We start from the raw sequence: 21188 nt of genomic DNA, 5'->3' as shown, positions 1-21188 counted from the left end.
TTCGGGTTCAGCCCTGAGAATCTCGACTCACGCTCGAGGGTTTATATACGGAGACGCGGCCAGACCACCCATGCCAGCCGACACGATTCGCGTCCTCGCCGGCGACTGCACCGTCATCGCCGACGGCACCGACCGAGAGGAGTACCGCGGCCGCATCACGACCATCGTCAAGCCCGACAACACCGTCCTCGTCCACGACGTCGACGGCTACCAGCCCGTCGCCTGGCTCACCCGCGCCGACAGCGTCTCGAGCGACCGTGCCGACGGCTTCACCCTCGTCGCGAAAAAGGACACCCAGATCCTCCGGATCGCCGCCCACGACCAGGATGGGTTCGCCAGCTATCCGGCCTCGAGCGCCGGCGTCCCCGTCGGCGACTGTCCGAACGACGACTGTACCAGCGTGCTCGTCCGCTCGAACGGCATCCACTGCGTGGGCTGTGGCGACCGCTACGCCATTCCCCGGGACGCGACGATCCGCGACGACCGCTGTGAGTGTGGGCTCCCGCGGATGCGCGTCGAGCGCGGACTCGCGTTCCACGTCTGTCTCGACCGGCGGTGTGAGTCCCTGGGCGATGCCGTCCACGAGGCGTTCGACCGCGAGTGGGACTGTCCCAACTGTGACGGCGACCTCCTGATCCTCCGCCGGGGCGGCCTCATCGCCGGCTGTGAGCACTACCCCGACTGCGAGACCGGCTTCGTGATCCCGACCGGTGTCGTCGACGGCGAGTGTGCCTGCGGCCTGCCGACATTCGAGACGACGACCGGCACCCGATGTCTGGACGCGACGTGCGATCGGTTCCAGGACGCTCGAGACGATAAGAACGCCGAGGCTCGAGCGGTTGCCGACCGGTGAGCGGTCACCATCCAGCGGACGCCAGCCACGCGAGTCGATCCGCAGGCGCTTTGTGCACGGCTCGAGACCTGCAGGTATGGAACTCGAGGGTCGGTTCGACGGCGACGGCGTCCACGTCGGTGGCGACGCACGCCAGCGGTTTCACGACGCACGCGGTTACGGCTACCCGCTTTCGGGCAACGAGATTGCCCTCGCGCCGGTCGAAGCCGCCCACCTCCTGTATCGCGACGACCTGGCCGCCGTGATCGACGACGGCGAGCGCCTCGACTTTCGGGGGTTTCTCGCCCGCGAGCCGGGATCAGCCTTCGGCGTGCGATTTCTCGTCTACGCCGACCTCCGGTCGCGGGGGTTCTACCTCTCACCGGCACGCGAGCCGTGGGTCGACGACCCGCCCGCTGCCGAGTTCGCCGTCTTTCCCCGCGGGAAAGGCCCCGGCGATGGCGAACTCGAGTACGCCCTTCGCGTCGTCGGCGAGCGAACGGACGTTCCCGCGGCGACGCTCGAGTCGGGCGCGCTCGCCGTCGTCGACGAGGAAAGCGAAATTACGTACTTCGAGGTGAGCAAGCCCAACGTGTCCGGCACGAGCGCGTCCGGACTTCCAACCGGCGTCGACGCCGACTTGCTCGCCGACCGCGTCGTCCTCTGGGAGCCACCGCTGGAGCTGTACGAGCGAACGTTTTACGGACAGCCCCTCGAGGGTCGGGAGTACGACCGGCCAACACTACAGTGTTCGCTCCTCGAAGCGGCCCACCTCGCGGAGGCAGGGGCGATCGACCTCGAGGCCGAGGCGATCCTCGAGCGTGGGCGGACTGTCGAAGGCGATCGGTTCGACCGGCGGCTGACGGTCTATCGCCTGCTGCGGGAAGCAGGCATCGTTCCGAAGACGGGCTACAAGTTCGGGGCTGACTTTCGAACGTACGCGGACGTGGAGTCGGTCGACGATCTGGGCCACTCCGAGTTGTTGATCCGGGTACTACCGGCCGATCACGTGTTCGAGCCACGGGATCTCTCCCTCGACGTTCGATTGGCCCACGGCGTCCGGAAGACGATGGTGTTCGCGCTCGTCGAGGATGGTGAGGTCGAGTGGTGGTCGTTCGAGCGGTTGACGCCCTGAATGATCGACAGCGCCCCACTGCGTCGATGCAGAGACACGAACGTATTTCTGTCCGTAATCCAACAGTGATCCAATGGAGACGGATCTCCGTGGACTTCCAGATGTGTTGATCGTCGGGGCGAACACCGACGGTCGCGACGCCCTCGAGAACTGTCTCTCCAGCGATGGAATCGATCACGAGCGGAGGGTCGAGGGGGCACTCGATCGACTCGAGGGCGGGGGCGTGGACTGTCTCGTCGTCGATGGATGCGTGTCCGAGCACGATCAGGCTGCCCTGCTCGAGTGGCTCCAGGTGAACGATCCCTCGTGTGCAGTCGTCCGTTATGGTGGTTCACACACCACAACGGGTAAAACGGACGGCAGTATCGAACTGCCTTACGAGCCGGTGACGTTTCCGTCACACGCAGTCGACGCTCTGGTCGAACACGTCGAACGAGTGGTAGCCAGACGCCGACGGGAGGCGATCTTACGGGCGATTCAGACGGCGACACCGATTCTCTTTCGTGCCTCGACGCCGCTAGAGATCGCTGAAGCAACCGTCGAATCGGCGAGTACCCTGCTCGAACAACCGCTGACGACCGTCTTCCGGTACGACGAACGCGCCAGCCACTTCGAGGTCGTCGCGACGACGGACGAACGGGAGGCGCACGGCGGGATCCCCCCGGTGATTCCGTTCGACGGGTCGTTGGCGGGTACCGCGTTCGGGACGCAGAACCCGATCGGCTTCGACGAATCGACCGACACGCCGATGGCAGACGCCGACGGACTCGAGGTGTGCCGAATCGACGAGAGCGACGTTCTCAGCGATCCCGCGAACCCAATGTCGTCGGGTCTGATCTGGCCGCTCAGCACGTACGGCGTGCTTGGCATCGTCGCCACCGAGCCGCAAGCGTTCACCGTCGACGACGTTCGATTCGTCCGGATTTTAGCGGAAAACGCGACCGCGGCCCTCGAACGAACCGAGCGGGAACGGGAACTCGAGCAACGAGCGACCCAGCAACAGGTCGTCGCTGATCTGGGGCAACTGGCCCTCGAGAGCGACCATATCGACGAACTCATGGACGAGGCGGTTTCCCAGGTGGCGACGATTCTCGACAGCGAATACGCCAAAGTACTCGACCTCGAGGAGGGTGGCGAGGAGTTGGCACTCAGACACGGTGTCGGATGGGACGATGGGGTCGTCGGCGAGGCGACGGTCTCGGCCACCGACGCGGACTCACAGGCGTCGTACACGCTGTTGCACAACCAGCCGATCGTCGTCGAGGATCTCGAGTCGGAACCCCGATTCAACGGGCCCGAACTACTAACCAGCCACGAGGTTCGGAGCGGTGTCAGCACCATCATTGGCCCGCTCGATGACCCGTGGGGGATTCTCGGCGTCCACGACCACGATCGGCGGACGTTCGCCGAGGAGGACGTCAGATTCGTCAAAACGATCGCTACCGTGCTCGCAGCGGCGATCGAGCGCCATCAGTACCAGCGAGAACTCGAGCAGCTGGTGACTGACTTACGGACGTCGAACGAGCACCTCGAGATGTTTTCCGCGATCGTCTCACACGACCTTCGGAATCCGCTCTCGGTCGCAAAAGGGAATCTCGAACTTCACAAAGAGACCGGTGTCAGTGACAACGAGTACCTCGAGGCGATCGAGGAGTCACTCGAGCGCATGGACGACCTCATCGACGACGTGTTGACGCTGGTTCGGGCCGACATCGACGAGGCGGCCCTCGAGTGGGTCGCCGTCGGCACCACGGCAGAGCGGGCCTGGGAGACGGTCGACACCGCGGATGCGAGCCTCGAACTGTCGTCCGACCTGGGATCGGTGCGGGCTACACCAGGGCCGTTTCGCGAACTGCTCGAGAACGTCTTCGACAACGCCGTTATCCACGGTGGCGACTCGGTGACGGTTCGGGTCGAGCCCCTCCAGTCGGGCGGATTCTCCGTGACCGACGATGGGCCAGGCGTTCCGCCCGAGGAGTACGAGCGAATATTCGAGTACGGACACTCCGCGAGAACCGAGGGAACCGGTTTAGGTCTGGCGATCGTCGAGCGAGTCGCGGATGCCTTCGGCTGGACGGTCGACGCCACAGGAGGGGCAGACGGTGGCCTTCGGCTCGAGTTTCGACCGTGATCTGAGCGCGCTGAACGAGTGGCGGCGGTCGGATGGGGTCGGGAGCGAGCGACGCGGAAGCGAAGGTTTTTGCGCGCCCGGGCGCCACTCCGGACTAATGACCGGAGACCACGAGCGAGCGAAGGAACCGCTGACGGATGGAGGGGCTGCAGGGGCTGATGAGGTCGCTCTCGACCCGTGGGGTTCCTCGAGCGTCTCCGACTACCGCAAGCTGTTCGAGGAGTTCGGGATCGAAACGTTCGACGAGCTGCTCGAGGACGTTCCCCATCCACACTACCTGATGCGCCGGGGCGTCATCTTCGGCCACCGCGACTACCGGCCGGTGCTCGAGGCGATGGCCGAGGACGAGCCCTTCGCCGTCCTCTCGGGGTTCATGCCGACGGGCGATCCCCACATCGGCCACAAGCTGGTGTTCGACGAGATCATCTGGCACCAACAGCAGGGCGGGGACGCCTACGCGCTGATCGCCGACCTCGAGGCCCACGCCGCACGCGGGCTCAGCTGGGATGAAATCGACGAACACGCCCGGGACTACCTGCTCTCGCTGCTCGCGCTGGGCTTCGACCCCGAGGAAGGGACACTGTACCGCCAGTCGACCAACCGTGAGGTGCAGGATCTGGCGTTCGAACTCGGGATCGACGCCAACTTCTCCGAGCTGGGAGCGATCTACGGCTTCGACGGCGAGACCGACGTGGCCCACATGCAGTCGGTCGTCACCCAGATGGCCGACATCCTCTACCCGCAGCTCGAGGAGCCCAAACCGACGGTGATCCCCGTCGGCCCGGATCAGGATCCCCACGTCAGGCTGGCTCGCGACCTCGCCACGCGGATGCGGTTTTTCGGCGTGACGACCGCTTACGCGAGCTTCGAGGCGACGGACACGGAACTCGAGGTCGTCGCGGCGGCGTACGACGCTCGGGAGACGTACGCCGAGGATCCCGACCTGCCCCGGTGTGGGGAGGCAGCCGAGTGGCTGGCGGACGCCGAGAGCGAGGCCGTTTCCGCGGACGGTGTCGAGGGAGTCGTCGAAGACGTTCTCGAGACCGTCCCCGATAACGTCCGCGGCACCACCATCTCGAAACTCGAGAACGCGGGCATGGAGCCGCTTCGGCCCCGAACCCGATTCCTCGACCGACGCGCGACCGACGACGCCTTCGCGGCGCTCATCGAGACCATCGACGGCGAAAAGCGCGTCTTCGACGAGCACGTCGACGCGTTCGACCTCGTACACGACGAGGCCGAGGCGCTGGCCCGGGAGATCGAACTCGCCAACGGCGGCTACGGCTTTCTTCCGCCGTCGTCCATTTATCACCGCTTCATGACCGGCCTCACTGGCGGGAAGATGTCCTCTTCGATCCCCGCGAGCCACATCTCGCTGCTCGACGACCCCGAGGACGGCTACGACAAGGTGAAGGCGGCGACCACCGGCGGCCGGGAGACGGCCGAACTCCAGCGAGAACTCGGCGGGAAGGCCGACGAGTGCCCCGTCTACGAGCTGTACGCCTACCTGCTGGCCGGCGACGACGACGAGTTCGCGAAGCTGGTGTACGACGAGTGCGTCGGCGGCGACCGCCTCTGTGGCGACTGCAAGGAACAGGCCGCCCAGCTGATGAAGGAGTTCCTCGCCGAGCACCAGGAGAAACGCGAGGAGGTCGCCGACTTGCTCGAGGCGGCCGACATCGAACTCGAGTCGACCCGTCGCGGGTGAACGCCGAGACGTTCGAGAGCGAACCGGATCCCGGACAGTGTGAACGTCTGACGTAACTATAAATTGGACGATATCGTGTGCTCGGCTATGGTTCACCGCCCCGCGAGCAACGCCGACACGGACGTTCTCGTGTGTGCCGACATCCTCGGGGCGTTCGGCGTCACCCCCGAGATGCTCCGTGAACAGGCAGCCGCCACAACGGGTACGGCCCGGTGGACGGACGATGAGGAGAGCGACATCGAGTCGGTGCTGTCGGCAGTACTCGACGATTCTCGAGCGCGAACGACCGTCCTCCGACGAACGATCGCACAGTCCCCACGCGGCATCGATTGTCCGGCCCGGTACGCAGACGACTCCCTCGTGGAAGCGCTCGACGCCGTGTTCGAGGCCTGTGGCTGGTCGGCAACGCTGAACCGCACCGCCGGTGTGGATGGGTTCGACCTCGAGGCCACCGATCCGTCGGGTCGAACGCGGAAGGCGACGGCGAGCTATCCGTCGACGCCGCTCGGGACGGACAATCTCCCGGCCATTCTCGAGTCCATCGAGACGAGCGTCCTCGTCGGTACCGACGTCGAATTCGTCCTCCTGGCGTCGGGCACCGATCGCTGGCAAGCCGTGCTGGTGGAGTCCACAGCGATCGAACGACTGCGAGTGACCTACGGGGAACATATCACGGTCGACCCGGACGAACACCCGCTGCTGTGTCCGTACGGACTCGAGGCGTACGTGCCGGATCCGCGCGGGTGTTCGCAGTCCGCCATCGAACCCCCCGCGACAGCAACGGCAGGCACTACAGCGACGGCCGCCGAGACGCCGTGGCCAGCGTGGGCACTCGAGCGAACAGGAAATCGGGAGCGAAAGCAGCGTTCGACGCGGCCGACCGACACGCCGATTGTCGACGACCGCCAATCGGCGTCGGTTCTCGAGGAGAGCGATACGACGTCGCCCATCGACGGGAGGCGAGCTTCCAGCGATGAGCGGCAGTGCCGGCCAAAGTCAGAGACGGGGGTACAATCGACGTTGACTGACGACTGGGGAACCGACGCCTCGAACCAGGGGTCGACCGTAGATCGGGGACGCTCACCATTGGGAGCCTCCGACGTCGTGCGGACAACAGGGTGCTCGAGTGACGGGAACGGCGTCGATGCAAACAGCGAGAATTGTTCGAGGGACGATTATCGAAAGCCCGACGACGTTCGAACGGATGGGCAAACCGAAGACGACGTCGGAGATCTGATCGGTAGCGTACAACCAGCGCGTGTCTCGAACGACAGCTTCGGTGCCGGGACGACCCACACCGAAGACGAACGGGTACTGGCGGTCGGGGCAGCCCTCGAAACCAGCGAGTATGTCTCCGTTTCGGGCTTGCTCGAGGACGACGAGTGTTCTTCCGGAACTACCGGGTAGTGAGTCTACTGTGGCACGGATTCCCCTCGACCAGACGGTCGATCCAGCCACGCACCCGACGGCGAAATCGATCGACGACGCATCGGGTTTCGTCTTGGTTCAGTCCGAACCGCTCGAGACGACACGGGTATCCAGGCACTGACAGCACTCGTCACCGTGGGTGATTGGTTACCCGTTGACCGACCCGTCCCAGCAGCACTCACCGCAACGCTTTTGCGCCGACTCCGCACAGTAGCCGGTATGGCATCCGAATCCCGAATTCGTGCCGCCACCGGCCGACAGCTACCGCGTTCGACCCCGGGATTCGACTTTTTCGCCGGCGCTGACCGATCGGTGGACGCTCGAGGCCCGGCCGCTCGTCGCTGACGACGGTCACTGGACTCGAGACGAAACTGACCGGATTGGCGTGGGTCTCGTACGCTCGAGACCCACTGGACATCGGAACCGCTAACTAAGCGACACACAGCCATAGGAACAAGCGAATGCAACTCCCACCAGCACAGGTCGCGGTTCTCGAAACCGCGAGCGCAGACGAGGCACGAACCGTCGACGCCCTCGCTGACGCGACCGACCTGCCACCCGAGACCGTCACCGGCGCGGTGTTCGAACTCGAGGAGGCCGGCCTGGTCACCGTCACCGAACGGGTCGACGAAACGATCACCCTCACCGACGAAGGCGAAGAGTACGCCGACGACGGCCTCCCGGAGAGCCGATTCCACGAAGCGGCCCTCGAGGCCGGTGCAGATGAGACGGCCGTCCAGATGGGGCAGGTCGTCGGTCGCTCGGGGCTCGAGGGGCCACAGATCAACATCGCCCTCTCGAACTTCGCCCGCAAGGGCTACGGCGTCATCGACAGCGGCGAGGTGACGGCGAACGCGGACGCCGACCCAGTCGAAGACGACGAGCGACGTGCGCTCGAGGCCCTCGAAGAGGCGGGAACCGCGGCCGACACGAGCGGTGGCTCCGACGAGGTACTCACGGTCGACATCGACGTCGACGAGGACACCCTCGGCCAGCTCGAGCGCCGGGGCCTCCTCGAGCGCAGCGAGTCGACCGTCCGCGAGGTGACGCTCACCGACGCGGGCGTCACGGAGCTGATGGCGGGCGTCCAGACGGCCGAGACGGTCGGCCAGCTCACCCCGGAACTGCTCACCAGCGGCGACTGGCGCGAAGCCGAGTTCGCCGAGTACAACGTCGAAGCCGACGCCGAAGCGATCGACGGTGGGAACGTCCACATCCTCCGCCAGACCGCCGAGCGAGTCAAGGACACCCTGGTCGGCATGGGCTTCCAGGAGATGGACGGCCCCCACGCCGACGCGGACTTCTGGATCAACGACTGCCTGTTCATGCCCCAGGATCACCCGGCGAGAACGCACTGGGATCGGTTCGCCCTCGAGCATCCAACCCACATCGACCATCTGCCCGAAGAGCTCGTCGAGCACGTCGAGCACGCCCATCGCGAGGGCGTCGGCGAGGACGGCGAGGGGTACAACTCGCCGTGGGACGAGGACTTCGCCCGGGCAATCGCGTTGCGGGGCCACACCACCTCGCTCTCCGCGCGGTACCTCTCGGGCCACCAGATCGGAGAGCTCGAGCCACCGCAGCGGTACTTCAGCGTCGAGAAGGTGTATCGAAACGACACGCTCGATCCGACTCACCTGCTGGAGTTCTTCCAGATCGAGGGCTGGGTGATGGCCGAGAACCTGTCGGTGCGCGACCTGATGGGCACCTTCGAGGAGTTCTACGCCCAGTTCGGCATCCACGACATCGAGTTCAAACCCCACTACAACCCGTACACCGAGCCGAGCTTCGAGCTGTTCGGTACCCACCCGACGACGGGGGAGCTCGTCGAAATCGGCAACTCCGGCATCTTCCGCGAGGAGATGCTCGAGCCCCTCGGGGTAGAGTGCGACGTGATGGCCTGGGGACTCGCCCTCGAGCGCCTGCTCATGTTGATGTACGGCTTCGAGGACATCCGGGACATCCACGGGACGCTGTGTGACCTGGAACTGCTGCGGGAGACGGAGGTGACCTACTGATGCCCACGGTCGAAATCGATCCGGACGAACTGCGCGAGTTGACCGGCCACGAGGACAAGAGCGACGACGAACTCAAAACCGATCTGTTCGGGCTCGGTCTCGAGTACGAAGGCCGAACGGAGGACGACGAGTTCGAACTCGAGTTCGCCCCCGACCGCCTCGACCGGCTCTCGGTGGAGGGGGTCGCCCGCTCGCTGCGGTATCACTACGGCGACGCCCGCGGTGTCCACGTGCCGTCGACGAACGCGCCCGACTGGACGATCGAGGTCGAGGACTCCGTCCCCGACGAGCGCCCGTACGTCACCGGTGCCGTGATCCGGGGCGTCGACCTCGACGAGGACGCCCTCGACTCGCTGATTCAACTCCAGGAGAAGTTGCACGCGACGATGGGGCGAAAGCGCGCGAAAGGGGCGATCGGGATCCACGACCTGACGATGCTCCGGGGCGCCCCAGCCACCGAGGGCAACCCGACGATCCGCTACGTCGGCGTCGAGCCGGACGGCGACCGGTTCGTCCCCCTCGATTCGGATCAGGAGCTGACCCCCGCAGAGGTGCTCGAAGAACACCAGACCGGACAGACCTACGCCGACCTCGTCAGCGAGTACGATCGCTATCCGGCGATCTACGACGACATCGGCCTGTTCTCGTTCCCACCGGTGATCAACGGCCGTCGCACGGAGGTCTCGACCGAGTCTCGCGACCTGTTCGTCGAGATGACCGGTACCGACCAGTGGACGATCGATAAGATGCTGACCATCGTCTGCTACGCGCTGGCAGCCCGCGGCGCCACCATCGAGGAGGTCGTCGTCGACTACGGCGACGAGGAACTCGTCCGCCCGGATTTCTCGACGAAAACCAAGACGGTCGCTCACGACCGCATCGAGTCGATTCTCGGGATCGAACTCGATTCGGCAGCGGTCGTCGACCTCGCCGAGCGGTCGGGGCTCGAGGCAGCGATCCTCGACGAGGACGGAACCGGCGACCGCGACGACGACCTCGCCTACGAGGTGACGATCCCACCCTACCGCGTCGACGTCCTTCACCCGCTGGACGTCATCGACGACCTCGGGCGCGCTTACGGCTTCAACGACCTCGAGCCGCGCTATCCAGAGATCGGTACGATCGGCGGACGCCACGAACGCTCCCGGCTCGAGAACGCCGCCCGGACGCGTCTGGTCGGTCTCGGGTTCCAGGATCTGTTGAACTTCCACATGATCAGTGAGGAGGAGAACTTCGATCGAATGGGACTCGAGCGGCCGGAACCGCGTTCCGGCGACGATCCGGACGGTGGCGATCCGAATCGCGACGATCCGAACCGCGACGATCCGAACCGCGACAGCCGCAAACCGAACGCGGACGCCTACGGCGCGGGCGAGCCCGCGACGATCAAAGGCCCATACAGCGAGGATTACACCATGCTCCGGACGTGGGTGTTCCCGTCGCTGTTGATGGTGCTCGAGAACAACACCCACCGCCGGTATCCGCAGGATCTGGCAGAGATCGGCTTCGCGGCACGCGTCGACGACGCGGAGAATACGGGGGTCGCCGAGGGGCGTTACGTCAGCGCCGTGGTGGCCCGCCACGACGCCGGCTTCGAGGACGCCAAATCCCGGCTGCAGGCGCTCGTCAGGAGCTTCGGCGGCGACCTCGAGACGCCACCAGCCGAGCACCCCTCGTTCATCCCGGGACGGACGGCAGCAGTCGTCATCGACGGCGAGCGCGTCGGCGTCATCGGCGAGGTACACCCCGCGGTGCTCGTCGAACACGACCTCGAGGTACCCGTCGCCGGCTTCGAGTTCGATCTCGAGGCACTGGGCGGCGAGTAACGGCGTTTTGTGGTTCCGTTCGGCCACGCCTCCCCCTCGAAAGACTGCCGTGTCGTCGCTGACGTCGAAGCACGCTCACGACGGTGCTGATTTCACAGTGGGCTCACGCCGTATCCAGATCCAGTCGCGACAGGTGCCAGTCATCGACTGAACTCGAGCGTAGCGTAGCCGTCTCGAAATCGCCCACTCCACGCGCATACAGCGTCCGAGCGGTTGGCTTGATGATCGAGGACAATGGTGACTGCGTGTCGGGAACGAACCGATAGCGCAGCGGCCGCGGGAGAACGTTACCGAAGGCCGTGACGAAGGCCCGATCTTGATAGGTACCGAGGACGGTTTCGAGGAGTGACTCGAGGGGAGCCAGTGCGTTCTCGGCGTCAGTGGAGTCGGATGGGGCGACGGCTCTCGGAAACGAGTCGACGATTCGGACGTGATCGTCGACCGGCGACACGATCAGTGCGGCCAGCGGTCGCCCACTGTCCCGTCGCGCGGCGAGAAACGTCACGTACTCGCGGGCCGGATTGTCGAGCCGCCAGCGGTAGAACGGGGCGCGTCGGCTAACGGCGACACCTGCGACGGCGGATCGGCGCGCCAGACGTTCGAGGTGGGCGATCGGTGGCGCGTCGTAGCGGTCGATCCGGATCGTCGTCGGCAGATTGCGTGTGACCGCTTGATCACAGAGCCGATGGCTGATCTGGATTGCCTTGGTGAGGGTGTGCTCGACGGATTCGAGCGTGTCTGCCGGGTTCGTGACCGATTCGATAGCGGCTGCATCCTCCGGAAGGCCTGTGGATTGGTCGGTGAAGCCGTGACGATTCGTGGCCGCTTGCGCCCACCGGGAGAGAACGCCGACCGGATTCTGCGGCCGATAATACATTGGAACCGTCCCAACCGGCTTCCATCCCAGGCGTTCGTTCCCCGGTTTCGACTGGGCGTTTGGAAAGTTGAAGAAAAACGCCGGCCCGTCCGCCTTGCCCTCGTAGCGCTCGAGTCCCCACCGATTCATCGCGGTAAACAGCCCGCGTCGTTGGTGCTCGGGGTGCACCATCGTATCACAGGGCTGGAACGCGACCCGCGAGGCGCCGTCGAAACAGACCTCGAGCGGGAAGTACGAACGACAGCCAACGACCTCGCCAGTGTCCCGGTCTCTCGCGACGGTGATCGGCACGTGGTCAACGTACGGGTTGCGCTCGTACTTCCACCGGAACCAGTCGTCGGTTCGCTCGACGCCGAAGACGGTGCTGTAAAGGGACAGAAACCCCTCACGATCGTTTGGGCGGAAGTCGTCGATGGTGTACGCCGAGAGGCGAGGGGTGTGTTGCTGTGTCACGGATTGTGTGGGGAACACTTGGGGAGTGGTGTGAAACGCTCAACTGTCGCCGTTCGGTAGTCTGTATACTCACCAACCAACATCGACGACTCGAATAGAGTTCTACCCTGCACTGGCAACCTCTCTTTAGTCAGCGGGAGAAAGCCTGTTATTCACGGCGTCCACGGCGTCCACGGCGTTCATGGCGTTCAGGACATATATGAGATTCACGCCGTTCACAAGTCCTACGAACGTGCGTGCACACCAGATCATTGCGTTCCGGTGACGGTGGCTGAGACACGGAGCGTTTCGTTCACAGGGAAGACCGCTTCCCGTTCGGCGGACGGCCGGGAATCGCATCACTCGAGAAGTGGGACAAACACGTCACTCGAGAGATGAGGCGAGCATCCAGCGTAGTCACTCAAGGGGCTCGTGGTCACCGAACGGAGGGGGTGTTCACAGGGAATGTGGTACTACTGTACGGCCATTTGCCTACCCCGTGGTCGGTAAACGGCGGTACGTCTCTACAACGATCCGTATCAGAACTCGTGTTCGACGTCGTCTTTGTCGGCTTTCTGGATGATGATCTTACCGTCCCGGACACGGACAAAGACCTCGTCGCCGATATCCATACCCGCGACTGCGAGTTCATCCTCGTGGAGATTCAGGTGGACGTTGTGATAGTTACCGTCTTCGTCTTTCGCACCGCTTGGACTCAGCTTCTTTTTCCGTACCATCGCGGGTTTCTAGCACGAACTTCGCCGTAGGATATACTTAAGTGTTTTCTACGACACAGCGACTGACTGTCACTCACACGGACGGCACAAACACGTCAATTTCGATACCATGGCGTCGTCTACGAATCTTGCCGAAGGATGGTGGCTCGTATGGACTTAAAGATACCGGCGCAGTCGGTCGGTTTTCGGGGATATCTTTATAGTGAACCGTGTGCTCGGTTGACACGGAGGTAGCAAACCATGGTACGTGAAGACGGTAAGCGGAACTTTGCACTGCGCGACAACAGCGGCGACGAATCGAGTGTCTTCTCGGGCAACACACCTCGACAGGCAGCGCTGAAAGCCGCTCGACGACTCGAGGCTGGCTCGAGCGAAGACGCAGCCGAACGCGTCGAACTCAGGCTTCGCGAGAAGGGAACCGAGAAGGTTCACATCTACGACGGCTGGGCCTGGGAAGAGGAGGCACCCGACGACAAGCCGGACTGGATGCCGAGCGATATCACCGAGGCGAACGTCTCGAAGAAGGGCATCGAACACCTCGACGAGTAAGTCGTTTACACCACGACGATTTCTTGGGACACTGGTCACGATAGCCATCGCTAGGCGGGTATCGATGGTGGCACTGGATGGAGGAGACAGACAATCTGGTTCGGGACTCGAAGCGTCATACGGTCTATTGGAGTGACTCTGTTGAAACCCTTGGTCGCGTGCAAAGCGAGCGCGGTTCCCGGACGACTCGGCCTTCAACCTCGTCGTCCGCCTTTTTCATCGAAGTTTTTGCGCCGAGCGGTTCGGCGCAGGGGAACCCGAGGTGGAAAAAGTTCGCGCAATGTATTCAACACGGATTCTAAAATCGAACACCGACCGAGGGTTTCAACAGGGCAATTGTAGTCGCTATACTGGTTATTACTGACCCACAAGGGCAATCACCGGTAAACCAGTCCAACAGACTTTTTCAGGGGATCAACTGCTCGCCGTCGTCGTCGTAAATCGTAATCGCGTCGACGGGGCAAGTGCGAGCGGCGAACTTCGCATCGAGTTCGGCGTCCTCGGGAACCTCACGGACGAAGATGCCATCTTCGACCTCCTCAGAATCCAGCAACACGGCCTTGCCCGCGGTCTTGTCCTTCTCGAACTCGCTCCACTCGGCGACACACTGGTACATCCCGATGCAGGTGTCCTCGTCGAACTCCACCTTCATGACCGACTGTTGTGCCGGTGAGGGTAAAGCAGTGACGGGACATGGCAGCCGTGAGGCGACAGTTTAAACCACAGGACGAACGAACGAACGGCAATGAACGTCGAGGAGCTTTCGGGGCTGCCACCCGGTGCGCTCGAGCACTTCCGCGAAGAGGGCATCGAGTCGCTGTACCCGCCCCAGGCCGAGGCCGTCGAGGCGGGTATCCTCGAGGGCGACAGCCTCGTCGCCGCCGTCCCCACGGCGAGCGGAAAGACGATGATCGCCGCCCTCTCGATGCTGTCGGCGATCGAACGCGGCGGCAAGGCGCTGTACATCGTCCCCCTCAGAGCACTGGCGAGCGAGAAGAAGGCCGAATTCGACGCGTTCGAGCGCTTTGGCGTGACGACCGGCGTCACCACTGGGAACTACGAGTCGACGAGCGACTGGCTCGCCACCAAGGATCTGATCGTCGCCACGAGCGAGAAAGTCGACTCGCTCGTACGCAACGGGGCCGACTGGCTCTCGGAGCTGACCTGCGTCGTCAGCGACGAGGTACACCTGATCGACGACCGCAACCGAGGGCCGACGCTCGAGGTCACCCTGGCGAAGCTTCGCCAGTTGAACCCCTCCCTGCAGGTGGTCGCCCTCTCGGCGACGGTCGGCAACGCCGACGAGATCGCCGACTGGCTCGACGCCTCGCTAGTCGACAGCGACTGGCGACCCATCGAGCTCCAGACGGGCGTCCACTACGGCAACGCCTTGCACTTTAACGACGGGACGACCCGCGAGGTTCCCGTCGATGGCTCGGAGAAACAGGAGGAAGCCCTCGTCAGGGACATCCTCGAGGAGGGCGGCTCCTCGCTCGTGTTCGTCAACTCGAGGCGGAACGCGGAGGCGGCGGCCCGCCGGTTAGCGCGGACGAGCGGGCCACAGCTCACGGCCGACGAGCAGGGTCGGCTCGCCGAACTGGCCGCCGACATCCGGGACGTGAGCGACACCGAAACGAGCGAGGATCTCGCGACTTGCGTGGAACAGGGCTCGGCCTTTCACCACGCCGGACTCGCGAGCGAGCACCGCACCCTCGTCGAGGACGCGTTTCGGGAGCGACTGCTCAAGGTCATCTCCGCGACGCCGACGCTCGCCGCCGGGGTCAACACGCCCGCCCGCCGGGTCGTCGTCCGGGACTGGCGGCGCTTCGACGCCACCGCCGGCGGCATGGCCCCGCTGAACGTCCTCGAGGTACACCAGATGATGGGGCGGGCCGGTCGACCGGGGCTCGACCCCTACGGAGAGGCCGTCCTCCTGGCGAAGAGCCACGACGAGATGGACGACCTCTTCGACCGCTACGTCTGGGCTGACCCCGAAGACGTCCGCTCGAAGCTCGCCGCCGAACCCGCCCTCCGGACGCACGTGCTCGCGACGATTGCCTCGGGCTTTGCGACCACCCGCGAGGGACTGCTCTCGTTCATGGCCGAAACCCTGTACGCCAGCCAGTCGGGCGAGCGCGGCCGCCTCGAGACGGTCACCGACGAGGTGCTCGGCTACCTCGAGCGAAACGACTTCATCGAGCGCGAGGGGCCGGGTGGCGCTGGTTCGTCGAGTGGCACCCAGGGAGACGTCGACGGGTTCGTCTCCGCAGCCGACCTGGCCGACGACCCCGTCAACGGGGAAGACATCGACCTCCGGGCGACGAGCCTCGGTCACACCGTCTCGAGACTCTACCTCGATCCGATGAGCGCCGCCGAAATCGTCCACGGGCTCGAGAAAGCGGACGAACGACCTACCCCCCTCGGATTGTACCAGCTGATCGCCCGCACGCCGGACATGTACGAGCTGTATCTCCGATCGGGCGAGGACGAGCAGTACGGCGAACTGTTCTACGAACGCGAGGGCGAACTGCTTGGGGACGCCCCGAGCGAGTACGAGGACGCCCGCTTCGAGGACTGGCTCGCCGCCCTCAAGACCGGCAAGCTGCTCGAGGACTGGGCAGAGGAGGACGACGAGGATCGCCTCACCGACCGGTACAAGATCGGACCCGGCGACCTCCGGGGAAAGGTCGACACCGCGGAGTGGCTCCTCGGGGCGGCGGAGTCGCTCGCCGCCGAGACCGACAGCGAGTGGACGGTTGCAGTGCGAGAAGCTCGTGCCCGCGTCGAACACGGCGTCCGCGAGGAGCTGCTCGAACTGGTCGGGATTCGTGGGGTGGGTCGCAAACGCGCCCGCCAGCTGTACGCCGCCGGTCTCGAGACGCCTGCGGATCTCCGTGAGGCCGACAAGGGAGTCGTCCTCGGCGCACTCAAAGGGGAGAAAACGGCGGAGACGATCCTCGAGAACGCCGGTCGCGAGGATTCCTCGATGGACGGCGTCCAGCCTCGAGCGCCCGACGGATCAACGCGGACGTCCACGAGCGGTGGCGCTGGGGGGAACGCCGACGTGGACGAAGACGACACGGAAGACGAAGAGACCCAGGCCTCCCTCGGTGATTTCTGATGCAGGTACTCGAGGGACGACTCGTCGTCGACGACCTCGACGCGTTCGTCGCCGAACTGGGCGAGGTCGCTGACGGCCACGACGTGACGATCCAGGCGTTCGATGCGCGGTACGTCGCCGGTCGCCGACACCTCGAGCGGGCCGTCGACTGCGCCGATCGAGCGATCGGACGCGGCGAAAACGTCGCTCGCGATCGAGCCGTCGAAATTCTGCTGTACGCTGCTGGCCGCCGACAGATCGATCGTGCCCTCGAGATGGGGGTCAGCGAGGGTGAACCCGACGTAGTGGTGCTGATCGACGGAGACGGCGACGAAGCCAGAGCGGCCGAAGCGGTCGAGGCGCGGTTCGAGTTCGAGAACGGGTCGACGCTCGAGCCAACCGACGAGGAGACGCTGTGTTCGTTCTTCGAGATCACCGACGCCGAACGGGCGGCGACGGCGGCGACCCTCGAGGAACTGGTGTGTGAGCGGGTGGCGTTGCTCGAGGTCGAGAAGTAACGATCAGAATGCAGCGTACACGAGCATCCCCGTCAGTGCACCCGCCACCGTCGCGAGGAAGTTGACGCTCTGGTTCCCGAGGAACTCGCCCTCGAGCGTCGCCCCGAGGACGCTGTCCGCGGTCATTCCGGCGAAGCCGGCGATGGCGATGACGAGCGCACCGATGAGTCCGACCTCCGGGTACACGGCGTAGCCGACCCCTGCAACGGCCGCCGCGCCGACGATCCCCGCGAGTTCGCCCTGCCAGGTGACGGCGCCGTCGGTTCCCGGTTCGACTGACTCGAGTGTCGTGATCAGGCGAGGATTGTCGTAGACGCTGCCAATCTCGCTCGAGAGCGTGTCGCTGAGGGCCGTCGAGACGGCACCGGCGAAGGCGAACAGGAACAACAGTGGATCGACGGCCAACAAATCGACTTCACTGGCAGCGAATCCGAGGACGGCGACCATCGCCGCCGCCGTGTTGCCAATGACGTTCGAACTGCCGCGGGCACCGTCGTTGCCTTCGGCGACACCGCGATCGGCCTTTTGCTCGTACCGAAACTTCGTCGAGACGCTGCCGACGGCGAAGAACGTGATGAGGACGGCGAACCAGTCGTACCCGCCGAGAACGATCGTTAACAGTGCGAGCAGGATGCCGGTGAGCATCCCGGCGATCGACGCCGCCCCGAGGGCGTGGGAGACGTAGCCGATGGCGATCGTAATCGCGAGTGCGACGGCGATCCCGGTGACGCCAATCGTCGGCTCGAGTTCGGCCAGCAGCCACAGCGAGAGGCCGACGGTGAGCAACACGATCGGGTCGTCGTAGCTGATCAGGACGTCCCGAAGTAACGCGGCGAGAAGCGTCCCACTGACGGCGAGAAAGACGATTACTGGAACCGCACTCTCGATCGGGAGCCCCTCGGCAAATCGGGAACCGGCCTGTCCGGCGATGGAAGCGAGCGCACCGACTGTACAGAACGCGATCGTCTGCAGGATGTCGGCGTCGGTTCGTGAACGAGCCACCGCCTCGGCAAATCCGCCGTAGCCGACGAGGAATACCACGCCGACGAAGACCGACATCGGGAGCGACCAGTTCACGGCGAGGAGTCCGAGCGTCGTCGCAGCGAGGACGAAGGTCAACAGACCGAACAGCCGTCCCTCGGAGTAGTCGTCCGGAAACGCAAAGAGGTCGAAAATGGGGCCGTCAGTGACCGATACGGCGACCAGCGCGAGGACGACCGCGATCGGGGCCGACAGCTCCGGGCCGAGAATCGGAACGGCCAGCGAGAGCGTACAGAGTGCGCCAAAGGCACCTGCCCGTCGGACTGGTGTCGACACGATATCGGATCTTTCTGTGGGGGGTACTTGAAGGTTCGTCAACGGCCATGGGCGTGCAACGAACCACTAGTCGCCAGCGTGCGCCGCGGGAGGGCTGGGTAGACGTGGGGAGGACATCACCGACGCATCGCAGTTCTCCCGTCACGAGACCGCGTCGTGACGGGCGTCGAACACCTCCTGAATCCGTCGTGACGGGTGACGAGCGTGCACAGTGTCTCGAGAACGATCCGGAACGTCGCCTCTCACTCCCACTTCCACTTCCACTTCCACTCCGACCTCCGGAACCGTCGCCGGACATCGAAATCGGTATGGAGCGGCCGACGAAACGAGCGTCCGTGGGTCTGTACGAACGCTACCTCGCCGCCCGAATACGCCGCCACGGTGGTGAGCCCCCGGCACACGTCGCCCTCGTTATCACCGAACGCGACCTGCTCGAGCGCGGTGCCTACGAGACGCTCGCGGCGTTCTTCGAGTGGGCCGTCGAGTACGCCGACCGGATCACCGTTTACGTCAGCGTGCTCGACCGGGCGGCCGTCCCGACGCTCAAACGGGAACTCGAAGAACTCGAGACACCACGCGAGGTAGCCGTTCGGGGGCCGGACGACAGCCACCCCGCCGACGCCCCAATCCAGATCGGAATCGGCCTCGGCGGCAAAGACGAGTTTACCCGAGCGGTACAAACCCTAGCAACGCAGGTCGAGGCTGGCGAACTCGAGCCCGATGCCATCGACGACGAGGCCGTCGAAGCACACCTGATCTTTCCCGACGAACCCGACCTGGTGATCAAGACCGGTGCCGAGCGACTCTCCGATTTCATGATCTGGCAGTCCGTGTACTCCGAGCTGTACTTCACCGACGTCAACTGGCGGGACTTTCGCAAACGGGACTTCCTCCGGGCCGTCCGCGAGTTCTGTAACCGCTCGAGGCGATTCGGGACGTGAGTTTCTCGTTCCGCAGGCCGCCATCAGCCGGCCGCCTTCGCCGACAGCCGGCCATAGCCAGCCGTCGCCGGCAGTCCGGCAGCGTCGGTGTATTGGTGTCGCGGAAGCCGAGTCGGTGAACAGGTGTCTCGGTGATCGTGTGTACCAAACGCTCACAAGCGGTGAGAGAGACGGAATGTCATGAGCCGGTGCTTGCGACTCGAGGATGTCCGCCCAACCCAGCTCTATCTCTCGAAAGAAAAACTCGTAGCGGTACTCGAGTGGTTCGACGTCGACGATCCGAACTATGATTCGCTGCCGGTGTTCGAACACGAGGGAGCGTGGTACTTCTCTGATGGACACACGCGAGCCTTCGTGGCCGCTCTCGCTGGTGCCGACACGATTCGGATCCATCGTGACGAGCGAGTCCGCGAGGAATGCGATTTGGAGGTGTACCGAACCTGTATCGACTGGTGTGCGGACGAAGGGATCGAAACGATTCACGATTTGAGCGGTCGCGTCGTCGAACCGGAGACCTACGAGGTGTGTTGGATCGAGCGATGCCAGCGTCTCGGTGACTGAGCGACTCGAATTCGCTCGGGATTGGATGGAGGAACGTGCTTACTGCGTTCTGTCACTGCCAGCCACGTCAGTCGCGTCCCCGCCGTCGGTGGCGACCTGTCCCGGGTCTCCCTCGGTACCGGTCGATTCCGTCCCCTCGAGCGTCGCCGCCTCCGGCTGTTCGGCAGTCGGCAGCGAATCCCGGAAACGAGCCAAGACGGATGTCGCCTCGGACAGTTCCTGACTCCCGACGGCTCGAATCAGGGCGAGTGCGCGACGGGCGCGCGTTCGTCGCCACGAGGCTTCGCGGGATTCGTAGGTGCGGATGCCTCGCAGGAAGTCGGCCTTGGAGAACTCCGGCCAGTACGGTGCACAGAAAAAGACCGCGGCCTCGTTGCCGTTGGCGTGCCAGGGCAGGAAGTTCGAGGTGCGTTCGTCGCCGCCGGTGCGGATGATCAGGTCGACGTCGCGAACCGGCTGGGCGTACAATCGCTCGTGCACCGTTTCGCCGTCGATCTCCGTCGCGTCGAGGTTTCCATCGGCAACGTCTCGAGCGACGCTTCGGGCGGCCTCGAGTAGCTGAGCCCGGCCCCCGTAGGCGAGCGCGATATTGAGGACGAAGGTGTCGTATTCCGCAGTCCGTGATTCCGCGTAGTCGATCGTTTCACGTACGCGCGGTGGGAGTCGCTCGAGGTCGCCGATGGCGCGGATGCAGACGCCGTTGTCGTGGACGCGATCGGCGTCGGCGAACTCGGAGAGTTTCTCACAGAGTAAGTCGAACAGCGCCTCGCGTTCGTGTTCCGGGCGGTCGAAGTTCTCCGTCGAGAAGGCGTACAGCGTGAGTTCCTCGACGCCGATCTCCTGGCACCACTCGAGGACGCGTTCGGTGGTATCGGCCCCCGCGCGATGGCCGTCCGGGGCGTCGTCGCCGCGCTGGCGAGCGTAGCGACGGTTGCCGTCCTGGATTACGGCGACGTGGGTCGGTGCGCCGGACACTTCCCGGGACAGCAACTGCTCGTAGCCCCAGTTGATACGTCGGCGCAGCCAACTCCTCATCGTCGGTACTAGCGTCAGCGACGAATATGGTTCTTGTGTGTGA

General features: G+C 64.6%; 18 protein-coding genes. 13 read left to right on the top strand and 5 right to left on the bottom strand.

Annotated features, from left to right (window positions below):
- The first annotated feature begins 70 nt into the window (after positions 1-70).
- From NGM68_RS10160 to pheT, 8 genes are all read left to right on the top strand, one after another.
- Positions 71-853 carry a DUF91 domain-containing protein gene (locus NGM68_RS10160; protein ID WP_252698016.1) on the top strand — a complete coding sequence of 261 codons (783 nt, stop codon included), beginning with the start codon at positions 71-73 and terminating at the stop codon, positions 851-853.
- A gap of 76 nt (positions 854-929) precedes the next feature.
- Positions 930-1967 carry a tRNA-intron lyase gene (gene endA / locus NGM68_RS10155; RefSeq protein ID WP_252698015.1) on the top strand — a complete coding sequence of 346 codons (1038 nt, stop codon included), beginning with the start codon at positions 930-932 and terminating at the stop codon, positions 1965-1967.
- Between the two features lie 73 nt (positions 1968-2040).
- Positions 2041-4098, top strand: a complete 2058-nt coding sequence (locus NGM68_RS10150; RefSeq protein ID WP_252698014.1) for a GAF domain-containing protein — start codon at positions 2041-2043, stop codon at positions 4096-4098.
- 97 nt (positions 4099-4195) lie between these two features.
- Positions 4196-5806, top strand: a complete 1611-nt coding sequence (locus NGM68_RS10145) for a tryptophan--tRNA ligase (RefSeq protein WP_252698013.1) — start codon at positions 4196-4198, stop codon at positions 5804-5806.
- Between the two features lie 87 nt (positions 5807-5893).
- Positions 5894-7213 carry a hypothetical protein gene (locus tag NGM68_RS10140; RefSeq protein WP_252698012.1) on the top strand — a complete coding sequence of 440 codons (1320 nt, stop codon included), beginning with the start codon at positions 5894-5896 and terminating at the stop codon, positions 7211-7213.
- A 240-nt stretch (positions 7214-7453) separates the two neighbouring features.
- Entirely contained in the window at positions 7454-7579 is a 126-nt protein-coding gene (locus tag NGM68_RS18190) for a hypothetical protein (RefSeq protein WP_256469877.1), read from the top strand.
- 116 nt (positions 7580-7695) lie between these two features.
- Entirely contained in the window at positions 7696-9252 is a 1557-nt protein-coding gene (pheS, locus tag NGM68_RS10135) for a phenylalanine--tRNA ligase subunit alpha (protein WP_252698011.1), read from the top strand.
- On the top strand, positions 9252-11078 hold the full coding sequence (gene pheT, locus NGM68_RS10130) for a phenylalanine--tRNA ligase subunit beta (RefSeq protein ID WP_252698010.1): 1827 nt from the start codon (positions 9252-9254) through the stop codon (positions 11076-11078). The genes pheS and pheT overlap by 1 nt, the downstream gene beginning before the upstream one ends.
- A 103-nt stretch (positions 11079-11181) precedes the next feature.
- Here the strand turns inward: pheT and NGM68_RS10125 are convergent, their stop codons facing one another.
- Positions 11182-12408, bottom strand: coding sequence for a GNAT family N-acetyltransferase (locus tag NGM68_RS10125; protein ID WP_252698009.1), 1227 nt, complete (start codon positions 12406-12408; stop codon positions 11182-11184).
- A gap of 518 nt (positions 12409-12926) precedes the next feature.
- On the bottom strand, positions 12927-13124 hold the full coding sequence (locus tag NGM68_RS10120; protein WP_117365607.1) for a hypothetical protein: 198 nt from the start codon (positions 13122-13124) through the stop codon (positions 12927-12929).
- 240 nt (positions 13125-13364) lie between these two features.
- On the opposite strand from NGM68_RS10120, the gene NGM68_RS10115 reads away from it, so the two are divergent.
- A complete protein-coding gene (locus tag NGM68_RS10115) occupies positions 13365-13673 on the top strand; it encodes a non-histone chromosomal MC1 family protein (protein WP_252698008.1) in 309 nt (102 codons plus the stop codon).
- Positions 13674-14079: 406 nt separating this feature from the next.
- Here the strand turns inward: NGM68_RS10115 and NGM68_RS10110 are convergent, their stop codons facing one another.
- Complete coding sequence (locus NGM68_RS10110; protein ID WP_252698007.1) at positions 14080-14325, bottom strand: ferredoxin; 246 nt, start codon at positions 14323-14325, stop codon at positions 14080-14082.
- A 93-nt stretch (positions 14326-14418) separates the two neighbouring features.
- On the opposite strand from NGM68_RS10110, the gene NGM68_RS10105 reads away from it, so the two are divergent.
- The gene (locus tag NGM68_RS10105; RefSeq protein ID WP_252698006.1) at positions 14419-16794 is read left to right on the top strand and encodes an ATP-dependent DNA helicase; all 2376 of its coding nucleotides are present in this window, start codon (positions 14419-14421) and stop codon (positions 16792-16794) included.
- A complete protein-coding gene (gene cgi121 / locus NGM68_RS10100) occupies positions 16794-17291 on the top strand; it encodes a KEOPS complex subunit Cgi121 (RefSeq protein ID WP_252698005.1) in 498 nt (165 codons plus the stop codon). Before NGM68_RS10105 ends, cgi121 begins: the two co-directional genes overlap by 1 nt.
- A 3-nt stretch (positions 17292-17294) precedes the next feature.
- Here the strand turns inward: cgi121 and NGM68_RS10095 are convergent, their stop codons facing one another.
- Positions 17295-18608 carry a DUF92 domain-containing protein gene (locus tag NGM68_RS10095; protein WP_252698004.1) on the bottom strand — a complete coding sequence of 438 codons (1314 nt, stop codon included), beginning with the start codon at positions 18606-18608 and terminating at the stop codon, positions 17295-17297.
- 335 nt (positions 18609-18943) lie between these two features.
- Here NGM68_RS10095 and NGM68_RS10090 point away from each other — a divergent pair, with 335 nt between their 5' ends.
- Positions 18944-19549 carry an undecaprenyl diphosphate synthase family protein gene (locus NGM68_RS10090; protein ID WP_252701411.1) on the top strand — a complete coding sequence of 202 codons (606 nt, stop codon included), beginning with the start codon at positions 18944-18946 and terminating at the stop codon, positions 19547-19549.
- A gap of 180 nt (positions 19550-19729) precedes the next feature.
- Positions 19730-20110: a histone acetyltransferase gene (locus tag NGM68_RS10085; RefSeq protein WP_252698003.1), complete on the top strand. Its 381-nt coding sequence runs from the start codon at positions 19730-19732 to the stop codon at positions 20108-20110.
- 39 nt (positions 20111-20149) lie between these two features.
- On the opposite strand, the gene uppS is transcribed toward NGM68_RS10085, so the two are convergent.
- The gene (gene uppS / locus NGM68_RS10080) at positions 20150-21145 is read right to left on the bottom strand and encodes a polyprenyl diphosphate synthase (protein WP_252698002.1); all 996 of its coding nucleotides are present in this window, start codon (positions 21143-21145) and stop codon (positions 20150-20152) included.
- Positions 21146-21188: the final 43 nt, after the last annotated feature.

The organism is Natronosalvus vescus (assembly GCF_023973145.1).
Classification (GTDB): Archaea; Halobacteriota; Halobacteria; order Halobacteriales; family Natrialbaceae; genus Natronosalvus; species Natronosalvus vescus.
This window is presented reverse-complemented; position numbering and strand designations above follow the sequence as displayed.